The sequence below is a fragment of the Pseudomonas berkeleyensis genome (genome assembly GCF_014109765.1).
Taxonomy (GTDB): domain Bacteria; phylum Pseudomonadota; class Gammaproteobacteria; order Pseudomonadales; family Pseudomonadaceae; genus Aquipseudomonas; species Aquipseudomonas berkeleyensis.
In genome coordinates this window covers 531043-557403 of record NZ_CP059139.1, presented here as the reverse complement: position 1 = coordinate 557403, position 26361 = coordinate 531043, and the positions used below count along the sequence as shown (strand labels likewise).

The window sequence follows — 26361 nt, the reverse complement described above, 5'->3', positions numbered from 1 at the left end:
CTGATGCAGCGATGAGAAAACAGCCAGGCCGCCGTAGACGCCCCCCTCACAACAGCCTTGAGCGGCGGATACAGGCCATTGCCGACAGCCCGGAAGGCTACAAGCTGTTGCTGTTGCCTTACCTTCCCGCCTGGCTTGCACCAGCGACCTGGAATCTCTGGGGCAGCCTTGGTGGCACCCTGCTGGTCATCGTGACCGCTGTGCTGGTCGCGCTGTTCTCCATTCGCCGTAACGAAGGTGTGCTCGTTGCCTTGAAGTACGGCGACGACGGACGCAGCGTGAGCGGTTTGTTGGCGCGCCATCTGATCCTGGGTATCGCGCTGAGCGGCGCGTTGTTCATGGCAAATGCCTTATTCGAGTAACGCCGACGCCAGGGCCGACAACGGCATGCCATCCCCTGGCATTGATTGATCGATCGATCAAAATCCGCCTAGACTGCGCCCCACTCGTTCCCCGTGGAGACCCCCATGCCCAAGGTCGGCATGCAGCCCATCCGTCGCTCGCAATTGATCGCCGCTACCCTGGAAGCCGTCGACCAGGTCGGCATGGCCGATGCCAGCATCGCCTATATCGCGCGCCTTGCAGGGGTGTCGAACGGCATCATCAGCCACTATTTCAACGACAAGAACGGCCTGCTCGAAGCCACCATGCGTCACCTGATGCAGGCGCTCAGCGAGGCCGTGGGCAAGCGCCGCCAGGCACTACGCGAGGACAGCCCGCGCGCGCATCTGAAGGCGATGATCGATGGCAACTTCGATGACAGCCAGGTCAGTGGCCCGGCGATGAAGACCTGGCTGGCGTTCTGGGCCAGCAGCATGCACCAGCCTGCCCTGCGCCGCCTGCAACGGGTCAACGACCACCGCCTCTACTCCAACCTGTGCGGCCAGTTCCATCGCGTGCTGCCGCAAGACCAGGCACGCTTCGCCGCTCGCGGTATGGCCTCATTGATCGATGGCCTGTGGCTGCGCGGCGCCCTCTCCGGCGAAGCATTCGACACCGAGCAGGCGCGCCGCATTGCCTATGACTACCTCGACCTGCAGTTGGCCAAGGCTCCGTAGGGTGCGCTGTGCGCACCACGTACAACCCCTTTCTCTGATCATTTAGAGCCTGCTCAAAGTCTCGCGAGCTAGAGTCAGGCAATACCGATGGCGGCCCCGCGAATCGAGCGAAGAACGCTCGGAGTCGCGTTCGACTTAACGAGCTGTAAATGAGCATTCTGAGCTTGATTTCAACGCTGCATGGCCGACGCGCAGCAGACTTTGAACACGTTCTTAGATCGTTAGGTGCGCGTGGCGCACCCTACGGAGACTCATGCCTCTGACGTGCATGTCGCGTTTGACTGCGCGCTGTCGTTTTTGTTGATTGATCGTTCAATTTAAATAAAATAGGCTGTTCTCTAAGCAGATTGACCGAGTTCAGAGGACAGCCCATGCCCCGTTTCGCCGAACAACAGCTCTACATCGGTGGCCAGTACGTCGCCGCCAGCAGTGGAGAAACCTTCGACAGCATCAACCCGGCCACCGGCGAGGTGCTGGCCAAGGTGCAGCGCGCCAGCCAGGCCGATGTCGAGCAAGCCGTGGCCAGCGCCACCGAGGGGCAGAAGGTGTGGGCGGCGATGACCGCCATGCAGCGCTCGCGCATCCTGCGCAAGGCCGTGGACATCCTGCGTGAGCGCAACGATGAGCTGGCCGAACTGGAGACCCTCGACACCGGTAAGCCACTGTCGGAAACCCGCTACGTCGACATCGTCACCGGCGCCGACGTGCTGGAGTATTACGCCGGCCTGATCCCGGCCATCGAGGGCGAGCAGATCCCGCTGCGCGAAACCTCCTTCGTCTACACCCGCCGCGAGCCACTCGGCGTGGTGGCCGGTATCGGCGCCTGGAACTACCCGATCCAGATCGCCCTGTGGAAATCCGCACCGGCCCTGGCCGCCGGCAACGCGATGATCTTCAAACCCAGCGAAGTGACCTCGCTGAGCGCGCTGAAACTCGCCGAGATCTACACCGCGGCCGGCCTGCCTGACGGCGTATTCAACGTGCTCACCGGGAGTGGTCGCGAGGTTGGCCAGTGGCTGACCGAGCATCCGGGCATCGAGAAGGTGTCCTTCACCGGCGGCACCGTCACCGGCAAGAAGGTGATGGCCAGCGCCTCCAGCTCCAGCCTCAAGGAAGTGACCATGGAGCTGGGTGGCAAGTCGCCGCTGATCGTGTTCGAGGACGCCGACCTGGATCGCGCCGCCGACATCGCGGTGATGGCCAACTTCTACAGCTCCGGCCAGGTGTGCACCAACGGCACACGCGTGTTCGTGCCACGCATGCTGCAGGCGCGCTTCGAGGCCAAGGTGCTGGAGCGGGTCAAACGCATCCGCCTCGGCGACCCACTGGATGACGCCACCAACTTTGGCCCGCTGGTCAGCTACGCGCACATGGAGAGCGTGCTCGGCTACATCGAGCAGGGTCGCAGCGAAGGCGCACGCCTGCTGGTCGGCGGCGCGCGCGTCAGCGACGGTGAGTACGCCAAGGGCGCCTACGTCGCCCCCACCGTTTTCACCGATTGCCGCGACGACATGACCATCGTGCGCGAGGAAATCTTCGGCCCGGTGATGAGCATCCTCATCTACGACAGCGAAGAGGAAGTGATCCGCCGCGCCAACGACACCGACTACGGCCTGGCCGCAGGCGTGGTCACCCGCGACCTAAACCGCGCGCACCGGGTGATCCACAAGCTGGAAGCCGGCATCTGCTGGATCAATACCTGGGGCGAATCGCCGGCCGAAATGCCGGTGGGCGGCTACAAGCAGTCCGGTGTCGGCCGCGAGAACGGTCTGGTCACCCTCGGCCACTACACCCGCATCAAGTCGGTGCAGGTCGAACTCGGCGGCTACAGCTCAGTGTTCTGATCGTCGCGCCAAGCTTGTAGGAGCGACAAGGCGGCACACCGCTTTAGCCGCGAAAAACATCGCGGATGAATCCGCTCCTGCAAAACCGCCGTCCCGTAGCCCGGATGCCATCCGGGAACAGTCACCGTGTTTTCCCGGACTGCGTCCGGGCAGCAGGAGGATGTCATGCCCCAGGAATTCGACTACATCATCATCGGCGCTGGTTCAGCCGGTAACGTCCTGGCTACCCGTCTGACCGAGGACGAAGGTGTCAGCGTGCTGCTGCTCGAAGCCGGCGGTCCGGATTACCGCCTCGACTTCCGTACCCAGATGCCCGCCGCCCTGGCCTTTCCGCTGCAGGGCCGACGCTACAACTGGGCCTACGAGACCGACCCCGAGCCGTACATGAACAACCGCCGCATGGAATGCGGGCGCGGCAAGGGCCTGGGCGGCTCGTCGCTGATCAACGGCATGTGCTACATCCGCGGCAACGCCCTGGACTTCGACAACTGGGCCACTGCCAAAGGCCTGGAGGACTGGACGTATCTGGACTGCCTGCCGTATTTCCGCAAGGCGGAAACCCGCGACATCGGCCCCAACGATTACCACGGCGGCGACGGCCCGGTGAGCGTGACCACGCCCAAGGCCGGCAACAATCCGCTGTTCCACGCCATGGTCGAGGCCGGCGTGCAGGCTGGTTACCCGCGTACCGATGACCTCAACGGCTACCAGCAGGAAGGCTTCGGCCCGATGGATCGCACCGTGACCCCGGAAGGGCGTCGCGCCAGCACCGCGCGCGGTTATCTGGATCAGGCACGGGCACGGCCGAACCTGACCATCGTCACCCACGCCACCACCGATCGCATTCTGTTCGACGGCAAACGCGCCAGTGGCGTGAGCTACCTGATCGGCAACTCGAACAACGACACCGAAGCCCGCGCCCGTCGCGAGGTGCTGCTGTGCGCCGGCGCCATCGCCTCGCCGCAGATTCTCCAGCGCTCCGGCGTTGGTCCGGCAGCGCTACTGCGCGAGCTGGATATCCCGCTGGTGCATGAACTGCCTGGCGTCGGCCAGAACCTGCAGGATCACCTGGAGATGTACCTGCAGTACGCCTGCACCCAGCCGGTGTCGCTGTACCCGGCGCTCAAGCTGCTCAACCAGCCGGGTATCGGCGCGCAATGGCTGTTCGCCGGCAACGGCATCGGCGCCAGCAACCAGTTCGAGGCGGGTGGTTTCATCCGTACGCGCCCGGAATTCGCCTGGCCCAATATCCAGTTCCATTTCCTGCCGGTGGCGATCAACTACAACGGCAGCAATGCGGTCAACGAGCACGGCTTCCAGGCTCACGTCGGCTCGATGCGCTCGCCCAGTCGCGGTCGCATCCAGCTCAAGTCCAAGGATCCGCGCCAGCACCCGAGCATCCTCTTCAACTACATGAGTCATGAGCAGGACTGGCAGGAGTTCCGCGACGGTATTCGTCTCACTCGCGAGATCATGGCGCAGCCAGCACTCGACCCTTACCGTGGCCGCGAGATCAGTCCCGGTGCCGACGTACAGACTGACGCCGAGCTGGATACCTTCATCCGCGAACATGCGGAGACGGCGTTCCACCCGTCCTGCTCGTGCAAGATGGGCGAAGACGACATGGCGGTGGTCGATGGGCAAGGCCGCGTGCACGGTGTGCAGGGCTTGCGCGTGGTGGATGCGTCGATCATGCCGGAGATCATCACCGGCAACCTCAACGCCACCACCATCATGATGGCCGAGAAGATCGCCGATCGAATCCGCGGGCGTCAGCCATTGCCGCGCAGCAATGCGCCGTACTTCGTCGCGGGCGACCGCCCCGTACGGGGTGTGCCGCTGCGTAGCCAGGACGACAGGCTAGTCGGGTAATTCCTGACGGATCATCCAGTGCCCCTCGGGTGGCATCAGCCGCCCGAGGTCAAAGCGCTCCAGTGCGGCGACATCGAGCATCTCGATCTTGGGGCTGATCAGCTGCGGAACCTTCTCGCCCTGTAGAGCACGCACGGCAAGATCCAGCGCGACACGCGCCTGAATCACCGGCGAGTCGGTCGGCGCTGCCAGCACCTGGCCTTCGTGAATCTGTTCCAGCACCCGTTCAGTGGCATAGAACGACAGCACCTGTGCCTGCGAACCGACATTACGCACCAACTGCGCCGCGAACGCCGCCGCCTCGGCATTGCCGATCAGGTAATCGAGCTGCGGATGCTGCTTGAGCAGCTCCCGCACCAGTTGCGCCTGACGGCTGCGATCGACCGGGCCGTAGCCACCATGAGCCAGCGTTACCGCGCTACCCGGCATGGCTTCGCGCAGGCCGCGTTCGGCATCCTGCACCCAGCCGGCATCTGCCGGCCCAGGCAGCCAGCCGACCTGAATCGGCCGACCGGCGCTGCGTTTCACTACATATTCGAGGGTTGCGCGTGCCATATCGGCGAAGTCGACCCGGGAATGGGCGCTGATGCCAGGGCAATCCAGGCGATTGACCAGATCGATCACCGGACGACCAGCCTTCGTCTGCACTTCTGCCGCGTGGCACAGGTCATAGGTGTTGATGCTGGCCACGACGAAGGCATTGGCACCCTCGGCCACACAATGGTCGAACTGCTCCAGTTGCACCGCTGCATGCTCGTAGCCACCGGCCTCATAGATGCCCAGGCGCACGCCGAGCCGGTTCGCTTCCTGATCCAGCCCCCAGGCCACGCCCCACCAGTAACGATCCTTGCCGTGGGGCAACAGCGCACAGATGCGCCAGGGCTTGTCGGCCACAGGCAAAGGGCGGTAATCCCGCATGCGGCCATCGGCTTCTACCGGATAGGGAAACCATTCGGCAGCCAGCAGTGACTGGCTGAACAGGCAGAACCAGACAGGTAACCAGCGCATGAAACCGTCCTTAGCCCAGAACAGGGCGATATGCCAGTAGCTCCAGCGTAGCACTTACCGTCCTGGCTCATGAGGATTTGCCCGAGCCGCACCAGCAGCCTAGAGTGAAGCGCGAAGACCACGAGAACAGCATGACCATCCCCGCACCGCTCGACCCACGTACCGCCCGCCTGCTGCCATGGATAGTCGCCATCGCCTTCTTCATGCAGACGCTGGACGGCACCATCCTCAATACCGCCCTGCCCGCCATGGCTGGCGATCTCAACGAAGACCCGCTGCGCATGCAGTCGGTGGTGATCGCCTACATGCTCACCGTGGCGTTGCTGATTCCGGCCTCGGGCTGGATCGCCGACCGCTTCGGCACCCGGCGCATCTTCTTCGGCGCCATCGCCCTGTTCAGCCTCGGCTCGCTGCTGTGCGCGCTATCGGAATCGCTCAGCATGCTGATCGGCGCGCGGGTCATTCAGGGCCTCGGCGGTGCTTTGATGATGCCGGTCGGACGCCTGGTGGTGCTGCGCGCCTATCCGCGCTCCGAGCTGGTGCGGATCATGAGCTTCATCACCCTGCCCGGCCTGCTCGGCCCGCTGATCGGGCCGAGCCTCGGCGGCTGGCTGGTGGAAGTCGCCAGCTGGCACTGGATCTTCCTGATCAACCTGCCCGTGGGGCTACTCGGTTGCTGGGCGGCGCGACGGTATATGCCGGATCTGCGCGGGCCGGAGCGTAGCCGCTTCGATAGCGTGGGTTTCCTGCTGTTCGGCGCCGCCATGTTGCTGATCACCGTGGCGCTGGAAGGACTCGGCGAGCTGCACCTGCCGACCATGCGCGTGGTGCTGCTGTTGCTCGGCGGCATGGCCTGCCTGGCCGCCTACTGGCTGCGCGCCGGGCGTATCGAACAGCCGTTGTTCTCGCCAGCGCTGTTCCACACCCGTAGCTTCGCCGTGGGCATCATCGGCAACCTGTTCGCGCGTCTCGGCAGCGGCGCGTTGCCCTTCCTCACGCCACTGCTGCTGCAACTGGCGATGGGCTATTCGCCGGCTCAGGCCGGCATGAGCCTGATCCCGCTGGCACTGGCCGCCATGGCAGCCAAACCCCTGGCCAAGCCGCTGATCGAGCGCCTCGGCTACCGCAACATCCTCACCAGCAACACCCTGCTGCTTGGCGCCCTGATCGCCAGCCTGGCGCTGGTCGATGCCGAGACCTCGACGTTGCAGCTGATTATCCAGCTGAGCCTGATCGGCGCCTGCAACTCGCTGCAGTTCACCGCGATGAACACGGTAACTCTGATCGACCTGGACAACCGCGACGCCAGCAGCGGCAACAGCCTGCTGTCGGTGGTGGTGCAACTGGCAATGGGCCTGGGCGTCGCCTCGGCAGCGGCGCTGCTCAGCGGCTTCAGCCGCGACCTTGGCGGCAGTGACCATGTGTTGCAAGCGTTCCAGGCCACCTACCTGTGCGTCGGCCTGCTATCGATGCTGGCAGCGGCGATCTTCCTGCAACTGGACACGAAAGCGGGCCGTAGCGGCCGCAATATCGAGGTTCCGACCGACGACTGACGCGGCCTGATACACTGCCGCCCTGTTTCACCAGCCCCGAGTCCTTGCCGTGACCGCTACCGCCTTCGCCAGCCTGCCCCTTTCCGCCGCCATGCAGGCCAACCTCGCCGCCATCGGCTATGCCGAGATGACGCCCATCCAGGCCGCCAGCCTGCCGCTGATTCTCAAGGGTCGCGACGTGATCGCCCAGGCCAAGACCGGCAGCGGCAAGACCGCAGCGTTCGGCATCGGCCTGCTGCATCCGCTCAACCCACGCTACTTCGGCTGCCAGGCCATGGTGCTGTGCCCGACGCGCGAGCTGGCCGATCAGGTAGCCAAAGAGATTCGCCGCCTGGCCCGCGCGGCCGACAACATCAAGGTGCTCACCCTGTGCGGCGGCGTGCCCTTCGGCCCGCAGATCGGCTCGCTGGAGCACGGCGCGCACGTTATCGTCGGCACGCCTGGACGCGTGCAGGAACACCTGCGCAAGGGCACGTTGAAGGTCGATGGTCTCAATACTCTGGTGCTCGACGAGGCGGATCGCATGCTCGACATGGGCTTCGTCGACAGCATCAGCGACATCATCGAACAGACCCCGGCGCGCCGGCAGACCCTGCTGTTCTCCGCCACCTACCCGGCCGGCATCGAACAACTCGCCGCGCGCTTCCTGCGCAGCCCCGAGCGGGCCGAGGTCGAGGCGCAGCATGATGACGGGCAGATCGAACAACGCTTCTACGAAATCGCTCCGGGCCAGCGCATGGAAGCGGTCAGCACGCTGCTGCGGCATTTCCGTAAACAGCCGGTGGTCGCCTTCTGCGCCACGCGCCAGCAGTGCGACGAACTGGCCGCGCAGCTGGAAGCCGAGAAGATCTCCGCCGCTGCCCTGCATGGCGATTTGGAGCAACGTGATCGCGATCAGATCCTCGCCCTGTTCGCCAACCGCAGTCTTAGCGTGCTGGTGGCCACCGACGTGGCCGCACGCGGCCTGGATATCGCCGGGCTGGAGATGGTGATCAACGTCGAGCTGTCGCGTGATGCCGAGGTGCATATCCACCGCATCGGCCGCAGTGGTCGCGCCGGTGAAAAAGGCCTGGCGCTGAGCCTGGTGGCCCCCGCCGAAGCCGGTCGCGCCCAAGCCATCGAAGCGCTTCAGGGCAAGGCACTGGCCTGGTATCCGCTGCCTGCGGCCAAGGCGACTGGCGAACCGCTGCTGCCGCCGATGCACACGCTGTGCATCGGCGCCGGGCGCAAGGAGAAACTGCGCCCTGGTGACATCCTCGGCGCCCTGACCGGCGATGCCGGCATCCCGGGCGATCAGGTCGGCAAGATCGCCCTGTTCGATTACCAGGCCTACGTTGCCGTGCACCGCGATGTGGCTCGCCAGGCGCTGAAGCGCCTGAGCGAAGGCAAGATCAAGGGTAGAACTCTGCGCGTGCGTCTATTGTAGGAACCGGCTCGGCGATCTGCTGCGCGTCGGCGCGGTTCGCTTGTTTTTGCGGGGTCGCTAGCGGTTTTGCATCGTTCTGGCTCGCAAGATCGCGAACTGGCTCTTAGGCTGATATAAAGGATCAAACGGCCTGGGCCGGAGTTACCCATGCGCAATATTCTGGTCATTGAAGACAGCCCCTTGGTACTGAAGATTCTCGAACACCTGTTCCGTCAGGAACCTGATCTCGAGCCGATCTTCTGTGCCTCGCTGGCCGAAGCGGAGGTGATGCTGGAGACCTCGGCCGCCCTGTTCTTCGCCGCCATCGTCGACCTGCATCTACCCGACGCCCCCAACGGCGAGAGTGTCGACCTGGTGATGCGCTATCACCTTCCCTGCATCGTGCTCAGCGGCAGCTACAACGAGCAACGCCGCGACGAGCTGTTGATGAAAGGTGTGGTCGACTACGTGCTCAAGGAAAGTCAGCACTCCTACGAGTATGCCTTCCGCCTGCTGCACCGGCTCGACCACAACAGCCATATCAAGATTCTCATCGCCGACGACTCAGACGCCCAGCGCCACTACATCCGCCATATCCTCGAACCGCACCACTATCAGATCATCGAGGCCAGCGACGGCAAGGAGACCCTGCGCCAACTGGGCGAGCATCCGGATCTCGACCTGCTGGTGCTCGACCACGCCATGCCCGGTGTCAGCGGTTTCGAGCTGGTCAAACTGCTGCGTCAGAAGCTGCGCCTGAGCGACCTGATCATCATCGGCGTGTCGGCCGACCCCAAGGGCTCGCTCAGCGCGCAGTTCATCAAGCACGGGGCCGATGACTTCCTGCGCAAACCATTCTGCCCCGAAGAACTGAATTGCCGGGTGATGTCGACGCTGGAACGACGCGACCTGCTACGCGCCCTGAAGAAAGCCGCACAATTCGATGCCCTGACCGGCCTGAACAACCGCCGCGCTTTCTACGAACAGGGGCTGCAGATGCTGCAGCAGGCACAACGCGAGCACCGCGAAGTATGCGTGGCGATGCTCGACCTCGACCACTTCAAGCAGATCAACGATGGCTTCGGCCATGCCAGCGGCGACAGCGCCCTGGTGGTGTTCGCCCGGGCAATGAGCGTGGCCTTCCCCGATATGCTGCTGGGCCGACTCGGAGGCGAGGAATTCGCCCTGCTCACACTGCATGATGCGGAGCAGGTGGTGCAGGCACTGGACAAGCTACGTCGGCAATGCGCTGGCCTGCACTACGCCGTGGGCGCGCCGTCCTTGTCGTTCAGCGCGGGGCTGTATCAGGGCGAACCGGAAGATCTGGAAAGCCTCCTGCACGAAGCCGACATCCGGCTATACCGGGCCAAGCAGCAGGGCCGCGCCCGTACGGTGCTGGCCTGATCAAGGGCCGTGGCGCTGCAGCGTCGCGGCATAGCTACCATCGTCGCTCATCGCCTGGATCGCCTTGTCGAAACGATTGGCGATTTCCTCGTGGTCGGCACGACTGCGCCGAATCAGGATATGCAGGCCGTTCTCGCTCAACGGTAGCGGTAGGAACTCCAGCTCGCCGCGAATGGAGCTCAACTCCAGACCCATGTGATACCGCGCCACCAGTTCATCCTCCAGCGCCAGCTGAACCCGCCCAGCGTGCAACATGCGCGCAGCGATCTCGAAGCTGCCAACCCCCACCTTGAGTAGGTTGGGGTCGCTGTCGAACTCCTTGGAATAGGCATAACCGCGCACCACGGCGATGCTGTGCGGGTAGAGATCGGCCAGGGTTTCGAAACGAATGTTGCTGCCCTTGCGCTGCATGAAACGCAGACGATTGACCAGATAAGGGCGGGAGAAGTGGCCGTACTCGGCACGATCCGCGCTGTACCAGGCATTGATCAACACATCGTAATCGCCGCGCTTGAGCCCCAGCACAGCCCGCTCCCAGGGCACTTCGGCGTAGCTGGTGGTGTAGCCGGCACGCTTCAGCGCCTGCTCCACCAGATCACTGGCCAGGCCATTGCCAGGCAGGTCTCGGTCATTGAAAGGCGGCCAGGGATCAGCCACCAGGCGCAACAACTCGGCCGAGGCCAGTGCCGGCGACAGCAGCAAGAGCAATAGCCAGGCACGCACTGCGAGCATTGGTGGCGATCCATCCGAAATGATCAGTTCTAGTGATAGCAGGCGCAGCGCCACTCGTCACTGTCTCAAATCTGAGACAGGCATCGTCGCATCCCACATTCGTCGGCCACACGCTGGGCAGAATCGGCGACCCAGAGCGGCTTCGGGTAAACTTCACAGGTTTTCTCGCAGCACCATTTGTGCCAGCGATTCACCTTGGGGACATTTCGTGTTGCAAACCGACGTACTGATCATCGGCGCAGGCGCCGCCGGCCTGATGTGCGCAGCCACCGCCGCCGCCCGTGGCCGCCGCGTGCTGGTACTCGACCATGCCAACAAGGCCGGCAAGAAAATCCTCATGTCCGGCGGTGGGCGCTGCAACTTCACCAATATGTACTGCGAGCCGGCCAACTTCCTCTCCGGCAACCCGCACTTCTGCAAATCCGCCCTGGCGCGCTTCACCCAGTGGGACTTCATCGGCCTGGTCGCCAAGCATGGCGTGCCGTATCACGAGAAGAAACTCGGCCAACTGTTCTGCGATAACAAGTCCAGCGACATTCTCGAACTGCTGCTGGCCGAGTGTGCCGAAGCGGGCGCGCAGATTCGCCTGGATACCGCCGTACAGGACATCGCAAAGACCGAGGGCGGTTTCCTGCTGCAAACCGATCTCGGCGCCGTGGCCTGCCAGTCACTGGTGATCGCCACTGGCGGGTTGTCGATTCCCACCCTCGGCGCCACCGGCTTCGGCTACCAGGTGGCCAAGCAGTTCGGCCATGAGGTGCTGCCAACGCGCGCCGGGCTGGTGCCGTTCACCCTCACCGATCCGCAGCTCAAGACGCTGTGCACCGAACTCTCTGGCACCTCGGTGGAGGACTGCCGGGTGAGCTGCAATGGCCAGAGCTTCGTCGAGAACATCCTGTTCACCCATCGCGGTCTGTCCGGGCCGGCGATCCTGCAGATTTCCTCCTACTGGCAACCAGGCGACACCGTGCACATCGACCTGCTGCCGCATATCGACCTGCCCGAGTGGTTGGCGACCCAACAGCGCGAGCGCGGTAACAGCGAGCTGAAGACCTTGCTGGCCGAGCTGTTCACCAAGAAGATGGCGACCCTGCTGGTGGACAGCTGGTTCACCAACAAGCCGCTGAAGCAGTACACGCCAGGCGAATTAAAGGCGATTGCCGAGCGCCTGTCAGACTGGCAGCTGGTGCCCGCCGGCACCGAGGGCTACCGCACGGCCGAAGTCACCCTGGGCGGGGTGAACACCGACGAGGTGTCGTCCAAGACCCTGGAGTCGCTCAAGGTGCCGGGGCTGTATTTCATCGGCGAGGTGCTGGACGTCACCGGCCATCTCGGCGGCTTCAACTTCCAGTGGGCCTGGGCCTCGGGTTATGCCGCCGCGCAGTACGCCTGACGCTAACGCGACAACCGCTCGATAACGCTGGCAGCAGGCTGGAAAACCAGGCCGTGAGCCTGCGCGACACTTTCACAGGTAATCACTCCGCCAGCCACATTGAGACCGGCCAGCAAGTGCGGGTCTTCTTCCAGCGCGCAGTGCGTGCCCTTCTGCGCCAGGGCGATAACGAACGGCAGCGTGGCGTTGTTCAGCGCCTGGGTCGAGGTACGCGCCACCGCACCAGGCATGTTGGCCACGCAGTAATGCACCACCTCGTCGACCACATAGGTGGGCTCTGCATGGGTGGTGGCGCGCGAAGTCTCGGCACAGCCGCCCTGATCGATGGCCACATCCACCAACACCGCGCCGGCCTTCATCTGCCGCACCATGTCCGCCGTGATCAGCTTGGGCGCGGCCGCACCGGGAATCAGCACACCGCCGATGACCAGATCGGCTGCCAGCACCTGCTCACGCAGCGCCGCGCGGGTCGAATACAGCGTGGTGATGCGATTGCCGTACTGAGCATCGAGTCGGCGCAGGGCATCGACGTTTCTGTCCAGCACCGTCACATCGGCGCCGAGGCCGACCGCCATCGCCAGCGCATGGCTGCCGACCACGCCACCGCCGAGAATCACCACTTTGCCCGGCGCCACACCTGGTACCCCGCCCAGCAAGACGCCACGTCCACCGCGCGCCTTCTCCAGGCAACCGGCACCGGCCTGGATCGACATGCGCCCGGCAACCTCCGACATCGGCGCCAGCAATGGCAGGCGGCCCAGAGCATCGGTCACCGTCTCGTAGGCGATACAGGTGGCGCCACTCGCCATCAATTCCTCGGTCTGCGGCCGATCCGGTGCCAGGTGCAGGTAGGTGAACAGGGTGTGCTGCGCGCGCAGCTTGGCCCGCTCCACGGCGAGCGGCTCCTTGACCTTGACGATCAGTTGCGCCTGCTGAAACACCTCGCCGGCGCCCTTGGCGATCTGCGCGCCGGCCTCACGGTAATTCTCGTCGGCAAAACCGATGGCGGCACCGGCCTGAGTCTCGATCCAGACCTCGTGCCCCTGTGCGCTCAGTTCGGCCACGGACGCAGGCGTAAGGCCGACACGGTACTCGTGATTCTTGATTTCCTTGGGTACGCCGATTCGCATGACTCTCTCCCAGCGTTCAGGATCAACACCTGAAGTCTAGGAAAGCGTCACGCGCCTCACCGGGAAATCCGCGAGAAACCTGCCCGTCCGTCACTGCCCGAACAGCAAGCGCCGCGCCTCGGCGGTCAGCAGCGCCTTCGGATCTTCGTTCACCTGGGCGACCAGCGCGTAGGCACGTTGCACGGCAGGACGCGCGGCAATGCGTTCGAGCCAGGCAGCCATGTGCGGGAAATTTTCGATCTTCTGCTGCTGGGCTTGCCACAATGTGGCCCAGGGATAGATGGCCATATCGGCGATCGAATAATCGCCGGCCACATATTCATGCTCGGCCAGTTGACGATCCAGTACACCGTAAAGGCGGGCAGTTTCCTTCACGTAACGTTCGATGGCGTAGGGAATCGGCTCCGGCGCATAACGTACGAAGTGATGGTTCTGCCCGGCCATTGGCCCGACGCCGCCCATCTGCCAGTACAGCCATTGCAGCACCTGGAAACGCGCGCGGGTCTCGCGTGGCAGGAACAACCCGCTCTTGTCGGCCAGGTATTCGAGGATCGCCCCGGACTCGAACAGGGCAATGGGTTCGCCAGCGTCTGCCGGCGCCTGATCGACGATCGCCGGAATACGGTTGTTCGGCGCGATCTTGAGGAATTCGGGTTCGAACTGCTCGCCCTTGCCGATGTGAACCGGGATGACGCGATAGTCCAGGCCGGCCTCTTCGAGAAAGATGCTGACCTTGTGGCCGTTGGGGGTAGTCCAGTAATACAGATCGATCATTTGCTCATCTCCGCCTGGATCGAGGCCCGCTTGACCGGGCCGTGAGTAGTTTCGTACGTCTGCAGAATGCGGGCGAACCACGCACCGAGTGCCGAATCATCCGCCCATGGCTGCGCCCCCAGACACCAGGCCCAGAGCAGCAGGCCAGCCAGCAGGTAATCGCAGCCACCAGGCGCCGGCCCCTCGAAAAAGGGTTGTTCACGCAACCACATTTCCAGCGGCGCCACCCCGTCGCGGAACTGCCGCTCACCGCCCTGCGGGTCGGCGAAATCCTCCAGGCTCATGCCCAGTGCCTTTTCACGGCTGCTGCGGAAGTACTCACGATCAGCCGGATCAATGACCTGCCAGACCCGCGGGATCAGGATCTTCAACAGCGGCATGCGCACCATGTGAAAGCTCAAGCGCTCGACCAGCCGCGCCCGCTCGGCAGCCAGTGCATCGCCAAGCAGAGGATGTTGCGGGTAGCGTCGATCCAGGTAGGCGAAAATGGCCATGCTGTCATGCAGCGTTTCGCCGTCGTCGGTAAGCACCGGCACCAGTTTCTGCCCGGAAAAGGCGATCAGCGCCTTGTCGGTGAAGCGCGTCGGCCGGCTCTGGTAATCCAGCCCCTTGTGCGCCAGTGCGAGGCGCACACGCCAGCAGTAAGGCGAAAACACCAGCTCGCGATCAGCCCCGCACAGCTCGAACAATTCCCGCATGCCCATCCCCCATTTCAGAACCAATCAGTCCACAAATAAACGAAAGAACACCCCGACGCAGAACTCAGGCCCCGCCCAGGCTTGTCATCACCACGGCGACGGTGGCGCGGATCGAGTCAGCCGGCAGCCCGGACTTGACCTGAGTGCGCAAGCCGCTCATCACGCATTGCAGATAGGCGGCTCGGGCTTGCAGGTCGTCTCCTGCGGGCAGTTCGCCGCAGGCCACGGCACGTACCAGCGCCTGCTCGAACACCTGGCAGATCCCCGCCGTGGCGCGCTTTAGCACAGGCACCAGCGCGGGCTCCGACAGCGAGAATTCGTTGGCGACGTTGACCAACATGCAACCGCGCGGCACGCCATCCGAGCCGCCATCATCGAGGACACTGAGCAGGCGCTCGCGAATGAAACCGAGCGGCGAGGCACTGGCCTCCAGCTGTTCCAGTAACAGGGCGCGACGCTGCTCCACATAACGGCTGAACGCAGCGACGAACCAGGCCTGCTTACTCGGGTAGGTCTGGTACAGGCTGCTCCTGGACAGGCCGGTGACCACCTGCAGATCCTGCAGCGAAGCGGCCTCGTAGCCGCGCTGCCAGAACAGCTGCATGGCATTTTCCAGAACCCGATCCGGGCAGAAGCTTTTGGGGCGTCCACGTGTCGTCATGCGGCGAATTTAGAACCGATCAGTTCCAAAATTCAAGACTTGGGTTCCTTCATGTCCACGATCCTGCGCGACAGCTCCACCGGCAGCGGGAAGACGGATGCCCCGTCAATCCAACTGGACAGCCCTGGGACATGCCTGTTGCGGTCAATTGCATATCCAGTGACCAACGAGTTCCGGTAGGCTTCTCACATCCTTTTCTCACCAGACCTTCCATGCCCCGCCCTCACCTTCGCCAATCACTGCGCCGCCTCTGGGCGCTGGACAAGTTCAGTGCCAGCCTGCGGGTGTTCATCGCTCTCGCTGGTGCGCTGGCGCTGTGCTGGTGGCAAGGCTGGGTACATGGGCTGATCCCGCTGTTTCTCGGCATCATCGCCAGCGCACTGACCGAAACCGATGACAGCTGGCAAGGCCGCTTGGGCACCGTATTGGTCACCCTGGTCTGCTTCAGCGCGGCGGCCTATGCGGTCGAATTCCTCTTTCCCTACCCCTGGCTGTTCGTCGTCGCCCTGGCACTTTCAGCCTTCTGCCTGAGCATGCTCGGCGCCCTGGGCGAGCGCTTCGCCACACTGGGCTCGGGCACCTTGATTCTCGCCGTGTACAGCATGATCGGTGTCGAGCAGCGCGGCGGCGTTGCCGGCCTATGGCTCGAGCCACTGCTGTTGGTGGCCGGTGCGGCCTGGTACGGCCTGCTCTCGGTAATCTGGCACGGCCTGTTCGCTCACCAACCGGTGCAACAGAGCCTGGCCCGGCTGTTCCGCGAGCTGGGCAAGTACCTCAAGCTCAAGGCGGCGCTGTTCGAACCCGTGCGTCAGCTGGACGTGGAGCAGCGACGCCTGGCCCTGGCGCAGCAGAACGGACGGGTGGTGTCGGCGCTCAACGCGGCCAAGGAGATCATCCTGCACCGCGTCGGCAACGGCCGCCCCGGGCCCAAGGTCAATCGCTACCTGAAGCTGTATTTCCTCGCTCAGGACATCCACGAGCGCGCCAGTTCCTCGCATTACCCCTACAACGAGCTGGCCGAAGCCTTCTTCCACAGCGACGTGCTGTTTCGCTGCCAGCGCCTGCTGCGCCTGCACGGCGAGGCGTGCGAGCGCCTGGGCAGTGCCATCGAGCTGCGCCAGCCGTTCGAGTACCGCGAGTTGTGCAGCCAGGCTCTGGAAGACCTGCACGCCTCGCTCGACCACCTGCACCTGCAGAGCAATCCAGCCTGGCGCCGCCTGCTGCGCTCGCTCGGTGCCCTGGCTGGCAACCTGGCCAGCCTCGACCTGCTGCTTGGCAACGCCAGCAACCCCGACGCCCTGGCCGATGAACAGGACAGCAGCCTGCTCGATCGCGAGCCGCATTCGCTGCGCGAAGTGATGGAGCGCATCGGCCAGCAACTGACACCCACCTCGCTGCTGTTTCGCCACGCGCTGCGCCTGTCCATCGCCCTGGCCGCCGGCTATGGCCTGCTGCACCTGATCCACCCGGCCCAGGGCTACTGGATTCTGCTGACCACCCTGTTCGTCTGCCAACCGAACTACGGCGCCACCCGGCTCAAGCTGGTGCAGCGCATCAGCGGCACCCTGCTCGGGCTGGGTATCGGCTGGGCGCTGTTCAACCTGTTTCCGGATCCGCGCGTGCAGGCGCTGTTCGCCGTGGTCGCCGGCGTCGCCTTCTTCGCCACCCGAACCACGCGCTATACCCTGGCCACGGCGGCGATCACCCTGCTGGTGCTGTTCTGCTTCAACCAGATCGGCGATGGCTATGGGCTGTTCCTGCCACGCCTGGTCGATACCCTGCTCGGCGGCCTGATCGCCGGCCTGGCGGTGTTCCTGATCCTGCCGGACTGGCAGGGCCGGCGCCTAGGCCGCATGCTGGCCAACACGTTGAGCTGCAACAGCGCCTACCTGCGACAGATCATCGCCCAGTACGCCAACGGCAAGCGCGATGACCTCGGCTATCGCCTGGCCCGACGCAATGCGCACAACGCCGACGCCGCGCTGTCCACCACCCTCGGCAACATGCTGATGGAGCCTGGCCACTTCCGTAAGGACGCGGATCAGGGCTTTCGCTTCCTGGTGCTGTCGCACACCCTGCTCAGCTACCTCTCCGCACTGGGCGCACACCGCGGCGAGCAACTGCCGCAGATGATCCAGGCACAGCTGCTGGAACAGGCCGAAAAGCTGGCCCGCAGCCTCGATGAAATCGCTGCGGGCTTGCGTGGCGAACATCCCGTGGCCATTCATAGCGATGAGGAGCAGGCTTTGGCGCAGGAGCTGGAGCAGATCGCCGATGACGCCGACGAGCGCCAGCGCTTGGTACAGACACAACTGGCGCTGATCTGTCGCCAACTTGCACCGTTGCGCACCCTGGGTGCGCATCTGCACAAGGACAGGCACTAGCTGCGCGACTGGGCTTTCTGCCACTATCTAGGCACGCCTACTTCCCAGGCTCTTCCCATGCCAGCCAGCCGACATACTGCCTCCGCCTTCCTGGCCTCGTTGCCGGGCCTGCTGCTGATGCTTTGCCTGTCGCTGAACAGCCAGCTGGTTGAGGCGAACACCCGCCTGGGTGACAGCACCGCACCGCAGGACCTCTACGGTCTGGTCGATTTTCTCGCCGACCCGCAAGGCACCTTGACCCTGGATGACGTGCGCGCGGCCAACGCGCCGTTCAGTGCCTCGCTGACCCGTCGCGACCTCAGCTTCGGCTACGTGCAAGGCGCGATCTGGCTGCGCCTGCCGTTGCAGTCCGAAGCCAGCGAAACGCGCATCTGGCGCCTGGAGCTGAACTACGCCTCGCTCGACGAAGTACGTCTGTATGACGTCGGCGCCGATGGCGTACGCGAGTCGCGCAGTGGCGATACCGTGCCTTACGCCGAACGCAGCATCGGCCATCGTTACCCGGTGTTCGAGATCGTCCTGCAACCGGGCGAACAGCGCACATTGTACCTGCGCGTCGACTCGCGCGGCAGCATGACCCTGAGTGGCGGGCTGATGTCGCTGCGCGATTTCGAGCAGCACAGCCAGAACGGCTATCTGGTGCACGCCATCTACTTCGGTGTGCTGATCGCTCTGGGCCTGTACAACCTGCTGCTGTTCCTCGCCCTGCGCGAACGCCCCTTCCTCAACTACGTATTGTTCATGTTCGCCTTCGCCCTCAGCGTGCTCTCGCTCAACGGCCTCGGCGCGCAGTACCTGTGGTCTCAGGCAGCGCCCTGGAGCAATCGCATGCTGCCGGTCAGCCTGACCTCGGCGGCGCTGCTGTCGGTGGTATTCGCTCGCAGCTTCCTCGACACCCGCCAGTGGCTGCCGCGCTGGGACAAGGGTCTTCTGGCGCTGTGCATCGCCATCGCTGCTGCGGTGCTGGCCACCATCCTGCTGCCCGTGCAGCGCGCCTTACAACTGATGTCGCTGACCGGCCTGATCGCCACCCTGACGCTGCTGCTCACCAGCTTCGTCTGCGTCGGCTACCGGGTGCCCGGCGCCCGCCTGTTCGCCCTGGCCTGGCTGATGCTGCTTACCGGTGCGGTACTGCTGGCGCTGCGCAACTTCGCGCTGATCCCCTCGAACTTCCTCACCCTGTATGCCATGCAGATCGGCTCGGGCCTGGAGATGATCCTGCTGTCCTTCGCCCTGGCAGCACGCTTCAACGAACTCAAACGCCAGCGCGAGGCAGCGCTGCAGCTCAACGAGCAGATCCTCGCCAAGCGGGTAACCGAACGCACCCAGGCGCTGGAACAGGCCAACCAGCGCCTCAGCGAACTGGCACTGCAAGACCCGCTTACGGGCCTGGCCAACCGCACTGCACTGCAACAACACCTGGATCAGGCACTGGCGCGCAGCGTCAGGCGCAATGAACTGCTGGCGGTGATGCTGATCGATCTGGACGGATTCAAACCGATCAACGATCAGCATGGCCACGAATTCGGTGATCGGGTTCTGGCCGAAGTGGCTCAGCGCTTGCGCCAGTACCTGCGCGACGCCGACCTTCCCGCCCGCCTGGGTGGTGACGAATTCGTGGTGATCTGCGAGAACGTGCAATCGGCCGAGCACGCGCGCGATCTGGCCAAGCGCCTGCTGGAAGGGCTGGACACGCCCATGTACCTGGAGGATCGTGCCGTGCGCGTCGGCGCCAGCATCGGTATCGTCCTGAGCCATGGTAGCGACGATGCCACCACGCTGATTCGCCAGGCCGATGCGGCCATGTATCGGGCCAAGGCCGAAGGTCGCAACCGCGTGCAGCTGGCCCCCTAGACCATTGAAGATGGGCCGTGGCCCAGCTCCTCACCTCGTAATCGAAAGCGCACCATGGACAAGAATCTGCTGTTGCAAGACGTGCTCGCCCACCTGCAGGCCGACCTCGAACAAGCCACCCTCGCCGCCCTCAGCGCGCACGAAGCGGCCACCCACGAAGAGAACGTCGCCGAGAACAAGTACGACACCCTGGGCCTGGAAGCGGCTTACCTGGCCAGCGGCCAGGCCCGGCGGGTCGAGGAGCTGCGCCAGACGCTGATCACCTGGCGCCAGTTGAGGCCACGGCCGTTCGATGACGCGCAAGGCATCGAATTGGGCGCGCTGATCCAGCTACTCGACGAGCAGGACGAAGAGCGCTGGCTGTTCCTCGGCCCACAGGGCGCGAGCATGAAGTTGCAACAGGCCGGTCACACCATCCAGGTGCTCGGCAGCGCCGCACCGCTGGGGCGTGCCCTGCTCGGCAAGGCAGTGGGCGACGAAGTACGCTTCGGCGAGCAGTGCTTCGAGGTACTGGCAGTCGAATGAGCGGAACTATCTGAGCTAGGGTTGGTAATCAGTAATGATCGTTCAACGCCTGGAGACTGCCATGCAAACCCCGGTTCATGACCTGCCCGCCCTGTTCAAGCAACTCGGCCTGCCCAACGATGCCGCCAGCATCAACGCCTTCATCAGCACTCACTCGCCCTTGCCGCCCGGCCGCTCGCTGGCCGATGCCGCGTTCTGGAGCCCAGCCCAGGCCGCTCTGCTGCGCGAGGAGATACTCGAAGACGCCGACTGGGCCGAGGTGATCGACCAACTCAACCTGCGCCTGCACAGCTGATACCGCGCCTGGCATCAAATACCGGGTCGGACGGGTGGGGTTCGCCGTGCGCACCGTTTTTCCCTATCGCCGAGGCATCGGTGCGCGCGGCGCACCCTACGAACTCATCTCGCGCCAGGTCAGGTACATGCGCAGGTCGAACTCGATCTGCGCATAGCCCGGCAGCATGTGGTCGCACAGCTTGTAGAACGCCTTGTTGTGATCGCTCTCTTTCAGATGCGCCAGCTCATGCACCACGATCATCTGCAGAAAGGCCGGCGCCGCGTCGCGAAACAGCGACGCGACACGAATTTCCTTCTTCGCCTTGAGCTTGCAACCCTGTACCCGCGAGATCGCCGTGTGCAGCCCCAGCGCACGGTGGGTGAGGTCGAGACGGTTATCGTAGAGCACCTTGTCGATGGCCGGCGCGTTCTTCAGGTGCTCCTGCTTGAGCGCCATCACATAGCCGTACAGGGCCTTGTCGCTCTGCACTTCATGCCGCCCCGGATAGCGCTGCGCCAGGTAGTCAGCCAGCCGGTCATCGGCGATCAGTTGGCGGACTTGCTGCTGCAAGGCAACGGGATAACCCTGGAGGTACTTCACCGATACGATCCCACAATCATCAGGGCCGCCAGTGTAACGGATACAGCGCTATTCGCTCGGCACCACCCGCAGCACGCGCCCTTCGGCACTGTCGGTGAGCAGATAGAGCGCGCCATCAGGGCCACTGCGCACGTCGCGAATGCGTTCTTCCAGCTCTTCGAACAGCACCTCTTCCCCCGCCAGCATGCCATCGAGCACGCGGATGCGCCGGACGCTACGCTCGGCCAGCGTGGCAGCGAACAAATCGCCCCGCCAGTTGGGGAATAGCTCGCCGCGATACAGGGTCAGGCTCGAAGGCGCCACCGAGGGCGTCCAGTGCAACAACGGCGCGCTCAGACCCGGCAGCTCGGTATAGGGGCTGATGCGCGCGCCGGTGTAATCGATGCCAAAGGTCGCCAGCGGCCAACCGTAGTTGTTGCCGGCCTCGATCAGGTTGAGCTCGTCACCACCGCGCGGGCCGTGCTCGTGGCTGTACAGGCGATCATTCTCAGCGTCGAAAAAGATGCCCTGCACGTTGCGGTGGCCCAGGCTGTAGATCTCAGGGGCAGCACCCTCCCTGCCCAGCAGCGGGTTGTTCTGCGGCACGCTGCCGTCGCGATTCAGCCGCACGATCTTGCCCAGGTGATTAGCCGGATTCTGCGCTTCTTCGCGCCAGTCGAAACCGTCGCCCAGGGTCAGCACCAGGGTCTTGTCGGCGAGAAAGGCAATGCGCCCGCCGTAATGCGCTGCGCCGGCCTTGAGCGGCTGGGCGGTGAACAGCACTTCGAAGTCGTGCAGTTCGTCATCCACCAGTCGGGCACGCGCCAGGCGCGTGTTGTTGGCCTCCAGCGAACCGTGCGCATAGCTCAGGTAGAGCCAGCGGTTATCGGTGTAGTCAGGATCCAGCGCCACCTCCATCAATCCCGCCTGTGCGGCGATAAACGCCTCAGGCACGCCAGCTACCGGCTCGGGGTCGAGGCTACCGTCGGCCTCGACGATACGCAGGCGTCCGACACGCTCGGTGACCAGCATGCGCCCGTCCGGCAGGAAGGCCATTGCCCAGGGATGTTCCAGCCCCTCGCTGAAGGTTTCGATGCGGTAGTCCTGAGCCAGCAGCGGAGCACTGCCGAACAGGGCGCCAAGCAGCAGCGCACGGGAGAATCTCAACATGGGCACGCCTTGTCAGAGGGAGTCGGAAGAGGTCGATGACGCAGGGTGACCGGCACACTGGCCGAGCAAGCCGAACAGCAAGGCGCCGACGCTGCCGCAGAGCATCAGGCCAAGTGTGCCGAGCGAACTGCGATCAGCCGCAATCAACGTCGGCATCGGCGCTAGCGTGTTGGCCAACGCCAGCGCACACCAGATAGCGATGGCACCAGCCAGCAGGAAGATCGCCCAACGCAATGTCGGCATGCGCCTAGCGCACCAGGCAGCCAGCGGCAGGGCGAAAATGAAGCCCAATGTGCTGAGCAGAGCGAAGGTCGGAGCGAAACCAAGCAGGTCGAGGCAGGTAGTGCCGAGGCGCACATCCATCGGCATGGGCGCACCGAGTGCCTGCAAGGCGGCAAGATTGGTCTGGGTCTGGAAAATCGAGGCAAGCAGCGAGGCCAGCAACACGGCGAGGATGAAAGCGAGCAACAGGCGCGGCTTGCTGGACATGGGTGGCAGTTTCCCGGAACGACAGTCCACGAATTATGGCGTACCACGCCCGCCGTCATGCTCCAGGAGTTTTACAGGGTTTTACCTCTGCGCAGGCAGGCACAATCCACCCTGCCAGGTGCAGCTGTCGCCCATCAGATAATGACGATAGGCCTCCTCCAGGGCTGCGGGGTAGGTACGGCAGGGAGCCTGACGGCATTCGCTGCTCAGGGAAAAGCGACCGTTGACGGGCTCGGCCAGCTCGATTCGCAGTGCCGGCCAGTCGCTCGCTGGCGCATCCTCGGGCGTGAACAGCAGGCGTCCATCTCGCTGCACCAGAGGTGCGCCGGCAGCGGCATAGTCGAATACGAACAGCAGGGTACGCGACACCTTGGTGGTGCACTCGGCACGGGTATCACAACGCAGCGGGTCGATGGCGTACGCGCCCACTTCCGGACTGGGTGCGGGTACTGACGGGGCGACGGCGCAACCGGCCAGCGCCGTGGCGGTTAGACAGGCAAGCGCCAGCTTCTTCATCGGCTGCTCCATGAAAAAGCCCCGCAAAAGCGGGGCTCCGGGTAACGCATCAGGCTCAGTTGACCTTGGCGTTCAGCTCGCCGCTGGCGTAACGCTGGTACATGCCTTCCAGGGAGATCGGTTTGATCTTGGAGGCGTTGCCAGCGGTGCCGAAGGCTTCGTAGCGGGCGATGCAGATGTCACGCATGGCGACGATGGTCTTGGCGAAGAACTTGCGCGGATCGAACTCGCTCGGGTGCTCGGCCATCATGCGGCGAATGGCGCCGGTGGAAGCCAGACGCAGGTCGGTATCGATGTTGACCTTGCGCACGCCGTGCTTGATGCCCTCAACAATTTCCTCGACCGGCACACCGTAGGTTTCCTTGATGTCGCCGCCGAACTCGTTGATCACCTTCAGCCATTCCTGCGGAACGGAGGAGGAGCCGTGCATCACCAGGTGAGTGTTGGGGATGCGCTTGTGGATTTCCTTGATGCGCTCGATGGAGAGCACGTCGCCGGTTGGCGGCTTGGTGAACTTGTAAGCGCCGTGGCTGGTGCCGATGGCGATGGCCAGGGCATCGACCTGGGTCTTCTTGACGAAGTCGGCGGCCTCTTCCGGATCAGTCAGCAGTTGGCTGTGATCCAGTACGCCTTCGGCGCCGACGCCATCTTCTTCACCGGCCATGCCGGTTTCCAGGCTGCCCAGGCAACCCAGCTCACCTTCCACGGACACACCGCAGGCGTGGGCGAACGCCACGGTCTGCTGGGTCACACGGACGTTGTAGTCGTAATCAGCCGGGGTCTTGCCGTCTTCCTTGAGCGAGCCGTCCATCATCACCGAGCTGAAACCCAGCTGGATGGAGCGCTGGCACACGTCCGGGCTGGTGCCGTGATCCTGGTGCATGCACACCGGGATATGCGGGAATTCTTCGATGGCAGCCAGGATCAGGTGGCGCAGGAACGGCGCACCGGCGTACTTGCGGGCACCAGCGGAGGCCTGGACGATGACCGGCGAATCGGTCTTGTCGGCGGCTTCCATGATGGCGCGCATCTGCTCGAGGTTGTTGACGTTGAAGGCCGGCACGCCGTAGCCGAATTCGGCGGCGTGGTCGAGCATCTGGCGCATGCTGATAAGTGCCATGGTGTTTCTGTCTCCCGGTTTGGAGGTCGTTAATCGTGCAAGCCTGCCGCAGGGGCAGGCGTTGTTCAAGTTTCGTGAAGCTCGGGCATGCCCGCAGTGCTCGTCTCGACGTCGCCGAGGATGTTACGGCGCCTTGCAGCCACGGCCGATCAGGTCATCGGTCGCCGTCCAGTAGACCAGGCCTTCCTCACCCTTGGTGTGGAAGGACAGGCGCCCATCGCTGTACAGCGCGCCGGATGCAGCTGGCTCCTGGGTCAGGCGGTAGACGATGTCATCGCCGCCCAGGCGTACATCTACCTGATCGAAACCGCCATTGGCGAAGCGCCATTGCACTTCGGCCTGGCTATCGCAAACCCAGCGATTCCAGTGATCCGGCGCCGCCGGCTGACTGCTGCACGCTGCAAGCAGCAGTGCGATAGCGGCAAGCCCCGCCAGTTTAATCCCGCTCATTGCTTCTCCTCGTCAGCAACGCTGTTCCGGCGCCGGGCCAGTAGGCTGCCCGGTGCTCTCCTCGACACGCTGATCATCCTGAGTGGTCGGGGTTTCGATCTGCGCAGGGCTGAATACCTCGCAGGCCGCCTCCCGACCACCGCTGGTGCAACCGGCCAGCAACATACCAATGACGCTCAAAGCGGCTAACTTGCCCATGACATGACTCCTTGTTCGATGATCCGGTTTTCTACAGACCACCCGTTCACGTCAGGGTTTTATCGGCCGCGGCGTAGGGTGACTACCTTCACCCTAGCTGGCGATCACTGCGCGCGCTGCTCCAGCACCTCAACAGCTGGCAGCACCTTGCCTTCGACGAACTCGAGGAAGGCGCCGCCGCCCGTGGAAATGTAGGAAATCTTGTCCGCCACGCCGTACTTGTCGATGGCCGCCAGAGTATCGCCACCACCGGCGATGGAGAACGCCGGGCTTTCGGCGATGGCCAGGGCCAGGGCTTTGGTACCGTTGCCGAACTGATCGAACTCGAACACGCCGACCGGGCCGTTCCACAGAATGGTCTGCGAGGCCTTGAGCATCTCGGCGAACATCGCCGCGGTTTGCGGGCCGATGTCGAGGATCATGTCGTCCTCGGCCACGTCCTTGACCGCCTTGACGGTGGCTTCGGCGTCTTCGGCAAAGGCCTTGGCCACCACCACATCGACCGGCAGCGGTACGCTGACCTTGGCCGCGATGGCCTTGGCAGTGTCGACCAGATCGGCCTCGTACAGCGATTTGCCCACCGGCAGGCCTGCAGCGGCGAGGAAGGTGTTGGCGATGCCGCCGCCGACGATCAGCGAGTCGCAGATATCGGCCAGGGAATTGAGCACGTCCAGCTTGGTCGACACCTTGGAACCGGCGACGATGGCCAGCATCGGCCGCGCCGGCTTGTCCAGGGCCTTGCCCAGCGCATCCAGCTCGGCAGCCAGCAGCGGGCCGGCACAGGCGACCTTGGAGAACTTGGCTACACCGTGGGTCGAACCCTGGGCGCGGTGGGCGGTACCGAAGGCGTCCATCACAAACACGTCGCACAGGGCGGCGTACTGCTGGGCCAGCTCGTCGGTGTTCTTCTTCTCGCCCTTGTTGAAGCGGACGTTCTCCAGCAGTACCAGCTCACCGGCCTTGACCTCGACACCGCCGAGGTAGTCCTTGATCAGCGGCACGTCACGACCGAGAGCCTTGCTCAGGTAGGCCGCGACCGGTGCCAGGCTGTCTTCCTCGCTGTAGATGCCCTCTTCCGGGCGCCCCAGGTGCGAGCAGACAAGCACGGCAGCGCCCTTCTCCAGCGCCAGCTTGATGGTCGGCAAGGATGCGAGGATACGCGCGTCGCTCTTGACCACACCGTCCTTCACCGGGACGTTGAGGTCTTCGCGGATCAACACGCGCTTACCGGCGAGGTCGAGGTCGGTCATCTTCAGAACGGTCATGG

At 64.1% G+C, this 26361-nt stretch carries 26 protein-coding genes; 12 read left to right on the top strand and 14 right to left on the bottom strand.

Annotation, left to right across the window (positions count from 1 at the left end; genetic code table 11):
* The first annotated feature begins 11 nt into the window (after nucleotides 1-11).
* The 4 genes from HS968_RS02600 to betA all read left to right on the top strand — a co-directional run bounded on the left by HS968_RS02600 (nucleotide 12) and on the right by betA (nucleotide 4774).
* Entirely contained in the window at nucleotides 12-362 is a 351-nt protein-coding gene (locus tag HS968_RS02600) for a hypothetical protein (protein WP_182370022.1), read from the top strand.
* Between the two features lie 105 nt (nucleotides 363-467).
* Complete coding sequence (betI, locus tag HS968_RS02595; protein WP_119692177.1) at nucleotides 468-1058, top strand: transcriptional regulator BetI; 591 nt, start codon at nucleotides 468-470, stop codon at nucleotides 1056-1058.
* A 371-nt stretch (nucleotides 1059-1429) separates the two neighbouring features.
* Entirely contained in the window at nucleotides 1430-2902 is a 1473-nt protein-coding gene (gene betB, locus HS968_RS02590) for a betaine-aldehyde dehydrogenase (protein WP_182370021.1), read from the top strand.
* A gap of 165 nt (nucleotides 2903-3067) precedes the next feature.
* Nucleotides 3068-4774 (top strand): choline dehydrogenase, encoded by a 1707-nt coding sequence (gene betA, locus HS968_RS02585; RefSeq protein WP_182370020.1) that lies wholly within the window; start codon nucleotides 3068-3070, stop codon nucleotides 4772-4774.
* Here the strand turns inward: betA and torT are convergent.
* Nucleotides 4763-5836 (bottom strand): TMAO reductase system periplasmic protein TorT, encoded by a 1074-nt coding sequence (gene torT / locus HS968_RS02580; RefSeq protein WP_238338905.1) that lies wholly within the window; start codon nucleotides 5834-5836, stop codon nucleotides 4763-4765. The two genes, betA and torT, sit on opposite strands and share 12 nt — an antisense overlap.
* Nucleotides 5837-5913: 77 nt before the next feature.
* Here torT and mdtD point away from each other — a divergent pair, with 77 nt between their 5' ends.
* From mdtD to HS968_RS02565, 3 genes are all read left to right on the top strand, one after another.
* Entirely contained in the window at nucleotides 5914-7335 is a 1422-nt protein-coding gene (mdtD, locus tag HS968_RS02575) for a multidrug transporter subunit MdtD (RefSeq protein WP_182370019.1), read from the top strand.
* A 49-nt stretch (nucleotides 7336-7384) separates the two neighbouring features.
* Nucleotides 7385-8761, top strand: a complete 1377-nt coding sequence (gene dbpA / locus HS968_RS02570) for an ATP-dependent RNA helicase DbpA (protein WP_182370018.1) — start codon at nucleotides 7385-7387, stop codon at nucleotides 8759-8761.
* Between the two features lie 147 nt (nucleotides 8762-8908).
* Entirely contained in the window at nucleotides 8909-10144 is a 1236-nt protein-coding gene (locus HS968_RS02565; protein WP_179623602.1) for a GGDEF domain-containing response regulator, read from the top strand.
* Here the strand turns inward: HS968_RS02565 and HS968_RS02560 are convergent, their stop codons facing one another.
* Nucleotides 10145-10876 (bottom strand): substrate-binding periplasmic protein, encoded by a 732-nt coding sequence (locus HS968_RS02560; protein WP_182370016.1) that lies wholly within the window; start codon nucleotides 10874-10876, stop codon nucleotides 10145-10147. It abuts the gene before it with no gap.
* 208 nt (nucleotides 10877-11084) lie between these two features.
* Between HS968_RS02560 and HS968_RS02555 the strand changes: the two genes are divergently transcribed.
* The gene (locus HS968_RS02555) at nucleotides 11085-12269 is read left to right on the top strand and encodes a BaiN/RdsA family NAD(P)/FAD-dependent oxidoreductase (protein WP_182370015.1); all 1185 of its coding nucleotides are present in this window, start codon (nucleotides 11085-11087) and stop codon (nucleotides 12267-12269) included.
* 2 nt (nucleotides 12270-12271) lie between these two features.
* On the opposite strand, the gene ald is transcribed toward HS968_RS02555, so the two are convergent.
* From ald to HS968_RS02535, 4 genes are all read right to left on the bottom strand, one after another.
* The gene (gene ald / locus HS968_RS02550; protein ID WP_182370013.1) at nucleotides 12272-13399 is read right to left on the bottom strand and encodes an alanine dehydrogenase; all 1128 of its coding nucleotides are present in this window, start codon (nucleotides 13397-13399) and stop codon (nucleotides 12272-12274) included.
* Nucleotides 13400-13489: 90 nt separating this feature from the next.
* Nucleotides 13490-14173: a glutathione S-transferase N-terminal domain-containing protein gene (locus HS968_RS02545; protein WP_182370011.1), complete on the bottom strand. Its 684-nt coding sequence runs from the start codon at nucleotides 14171-14173 to the stop codon at nucleotides 13490-13492.
* Complete coding sequence (locus HS968_RS02540) at nucleotides 14170-14871, bottom strand: glutathione S-transferase family protein (protein ID WP_182370009.1); 702 nt, start codon at nucleotides 14869-14871, stop codon at nucleotides 14170-14172. Before HS968_RS02540 ends, HS968_RS02545 begins: the two co-directional genes overlap by 4 nt.
* 64 nt (nucleotides 14872-14935) lie before the next feature.
* Entirely contained in the window at nucleotides 14936-15475 is a 540-nt protein-coding gene (locus HS968_RS02535) for a TetR/AcrR family transcriptional regulator (protein WP_182370007.1), read from the bottom strand.
* A 269-nt stretch (nucleotides 15476-15744) separates the two neighbouring features.
* Between HS968_RS02535 and yccS the strand changes: the two genes are divergently transcribed.
* The 4 genes from yccS (at nucleotide 15745) to HS968_RS02515 (ending at nucleotide 20590) form a co-directional block, all read left to right on the top strand.
* Nucleotides 15745-17916, top strand: a complete 2172-nt coding sequence (yccS, locus tag HS968_RS02530) for a YccS family putative transporter (protein WP_179623595.1) — start codon at nucleotides 15745-15747, stop codon at nucleotides 17914-17916.
* A gap of 57 nt (nucleotides 17917-17973) precedes the next feature.
* Complete coding sequence (locus HS968_RS02525) at nucleotides 17974-19770, top strand: diguanylate cyclase (protein WP_182370005.1); 1797 nt, start codon at nucleotides 17974-17976, stop codon at nucleotides 19768-19770.
* Nucleotides 19771-19824: 54 nt separating this feature from the next.
* A complete protein-coding gene (locus HS968_RS02520) occupies nucleotides 19825-20295 on the top strand; it encodes a GreA/GreB family elongation factor (protein WP_182370003.1) in 471 nt (156 codons plus the stop codon).
* 61 nt (nucleotides 20296-20356) lie between these two features.
* The gene (locus HS968_RS02515; protein ID WP_182370002.1) at nucleotides 20357-20590 is read left to right on the top strand and encodes a DUF2789 domain-containing protein; all 234 of its coding nucleotides are present in this window, start codon (nucleotides 20357-20359) and stop codon (nucleotides 20588-20590) included.
* 96 nt (nucleotides 20591-20686) lie between these two features.
* Here the strand turns inward: HS968_RS02515 and HS968_RS02510 are convergent, their stop codons facing one another.
* The 8 genes from HS968_RS02510 to HS968_RS02475 all read right to left on the bottom strand — a co-directional run bounded on the left by HS968_RS02510 (nucleotide 20687) and on the right by HS968_RS02475 (nucleotide 26359).
* Nucleotides 20687-21181 (bottom strand): YgjP-like metallopeptidase domain-containing protein, encoded by a 495-nt coding sequence (locus tag HS968_RS02510; protein ID WP_182371563.1) that lies wholly within the window; start codon nucleotides 21179-21181, stop codon nucleotides 20687-20689.
* Between the two features lie 39 nt (nucleotides 21182-21220).
* Nucleotides 21221-22321: a PQQ-dependent sugar dehydrogenase gene (locus HS968_RS02505; protein ID WP_182370001.1), complete on the bottom strand. Its 1101-nt coding sequence runs from the start codon at nucleotides 22319-22321 to the stop codon at nucleotides 21221-21223.
* Nucleotides 22322-22333: 12 nt separating this feature from the next.
* On the bottom strand, nucleotides 22334-22810 hold the full coding sequence (locus HS968_RS02500) for a hypothetical protein (protein WP_182370000.1): 477 nt from the start codon (nucleotides 22808-22810) through the stop codon (nucleotides 22334-22336).
* 81 nt (nucleotides 22811-22891) lie between these two features.
* Nucleotides 22892-23326, bottom strand: a complete 435-nt coding sequence (locus tag HS968_RS02495) for a hypothetical protein (RefSeq protein ID WP_182369999.1) — start codon at nucleotides 23324-23326, stop codon at nucleotides 22892-22894.
* Between the two features lie 55 nt (nucleotides 23327-23381).
* Entirely contained in the window at nucleotides 23382-24446 is a 1065-nt protein-coding gene (fba, locus tag HS968_RS02490) for a class II fructose-bisphosphate aldolase (protein ID WP_003458863.1), read from the bottom strand.
* 123 nt (nucleotides 24447-24569) lie between these two features.
* Nucleotides 24570-24896: an MliC family protein gene (locus HS968_RS02485; RefSeq protein ID WP_119692195.1), complete on the bottom strand. Its 327-nt coding sequence runs from the start codon at nucleotides 24894-24896 to the stop codon at nucleotides 24570-24572.
* A 12-nt stretch (nucleotides 24897-24908) separates the two neighbouring features.
* The gene (locus HS968_RS02480; RefSeq protein ID WP_182369998.1) at nucleotides 24909-25094 is read right to left on the bottom strand and encodes a hypothetical protein; all 186 of its coding nucleotides are present in this window, start codon (nucleotides 25092-25094) and stop codon (nucleotides 24909-24911) included.
* A gap of 104 nt (nucleotides 25095-25198) precedes the next feature.
* Nucleotides 25199-26359 carry a phosphoglycerate kinase gene (locus HS968_RS02475; RefSeq protein WP_182369997.1) on the bottom strand — a complete coding sequence of 387 codons (1161 nt, stop codon included), beginning with the start codon at nucleotides 26357-26359 and terminating at the stop codon, nucleotides 25199-25201.
* Nucleotides 26360-26361: the final 2 nt, after the last annotated feature.

Coding starts and splice junctions, on each gene's coding strand:
- betA (WP_182370020.1), top strand. CDS start 3,068: ATGCCCCAGGAATTCGACTACATCATCATCGGCGCTGGTTCAGCCGGT.
- HS968_RS02545 (WP_182370011.1), bottom strand. CDS start 14,173: ATGATCGATCTGTATTACTGGACTACCCCCAACGGCCACAAGGTCAGC.
- betB (WP_182370021.1), top strand. CDS start 1,430: ATGCCCCGTTTCGCCGAACAACAGCTCTACATCGGTGGCCAGTACGTC.
- yccS (WP_179623595.1), top strand. CDS start 15,745: ATGCCCCGCCCTCACCTTCGCCAATCACTGCGCCGCCTCTGGGCGCTG.
- HS968_RS02500 (WP_182370000.1), bottom strand. CDS start 22,810: ATGTCCAGCAAGCCGCGCCTGTTGCTCGCTTTCATCCTCGCCGTGTTG.
- HS968_RS02505 (WP_182370001.1), bottom strand. CDS start 22,321: ATGTTGAGATTCTCCCGTGCGCTGCTGCTTGGCGCCCTGTTCGGCAGT.
- HS968_RS02480 (WP_182369998.1), bottom strand. CDS start 25,094: ATGGGCAAGTTAGCCGCTTTGAGCGTCATTGGTATGTTGCTGGCCGGT.
- mdtD (WP_182370019.1), top strand. CDS start 5,914: ATGACCATCCCCGCACCGCTCGACCCACGTACCGCCCGCCTGCTGCCA.
- HS968_RS02600 (WP_182370022.1), top strand. CDS start 12: ATGAGAAAACAGCCAGGCCGCCGTAGACGCCCCCCTCACAACAGCCTT.
- HS968_RS02515 (WP_182370002.1), top strand. CDS start 20,357: ATGCAAACCCCGGTTCATGACCTGCCCGCCCTGTTCAAGCAACTCGGC.
- HS968_RS02540 (WP_182370009.1), bottom strand. CDS start 14,871: ATGCGGGAATTGTTCGAGCTGTGCGGGGCTGATCGCGAGCTGGTGTTT.
- HS968_RS02525 (WP_182370005.1), top strand. CDS start 17,974: ATGCCAGCCAGCCGACATACTGCCTCCGCCTTCCTGGCCTCGTTGCCG.
- betI (WP_119692177.1), top strand. CDS start 468: ATGCCCAAGGTCGGCATGCAGCCCATCCGTCGCTCGCAATTGATCGCC.
- HS968_RS02535 (WP_182370007.1), bottom strand. CDS start 15,475: ATGCAGCTGTTCTGGCAGCGCGGCTACGAGGCCGCTTCGCTGCAGGAT.
- HS968_RS02565 (WP_179623602.1), top strand. CDS start 8,909: ATGCGCAATATTCTGGTCATTGAAGACAGCCCCTTGGTACTGAAGATT.
- fba (WP_003458863.1), bottom strand. CDS start 24,446: ATGGCACTTATCAGCATGCGCCAGATGCTCGACCACGCCGCCGAATTC.
- HS968_RS02485 (WP_119692195.1), bottom strand. CDS start 24,896: ATGAGCGGGATTAAACTGGCGGGGCTTGCCGCTATCGCACTGCTGCTT.
- HS968_RS02495 (WP_182369999.1), bottom strand. CDS start 23,326: ATGAAGAAGCTGGCGCTTGCCTGTCTAACCGCCACGGCGCTGGCCGGT.
- HS968_RS02560 (WP_182370016.1), bottom strand. CDS start 10,876: ATGCTCGCAGTGCGTGCCTGGCTATTGCTCTTGCTGCTGTCGCCGGCA.
- ald (WP_182370013.1), bottom strand. CDS start 13,399: ATGCGAATCGGCGTACCCAAGGAAATCAAGAATCACGAGTACCGTGTC.
- HS968_RS02520 (WP_182370003.1), top strand. CDS start 19,825: ATGGACAAGAATCTGCTGTTGCAAGACGTGCTCGCCCACCTGCAGGCC.
- HS968_RS02475 (WP_182369997.1), bottom strand. CDS start 26,359: ATGACCGTTCTGAAGATGACCGACCTCGACCTCGCCGGTAAGCGCGTG.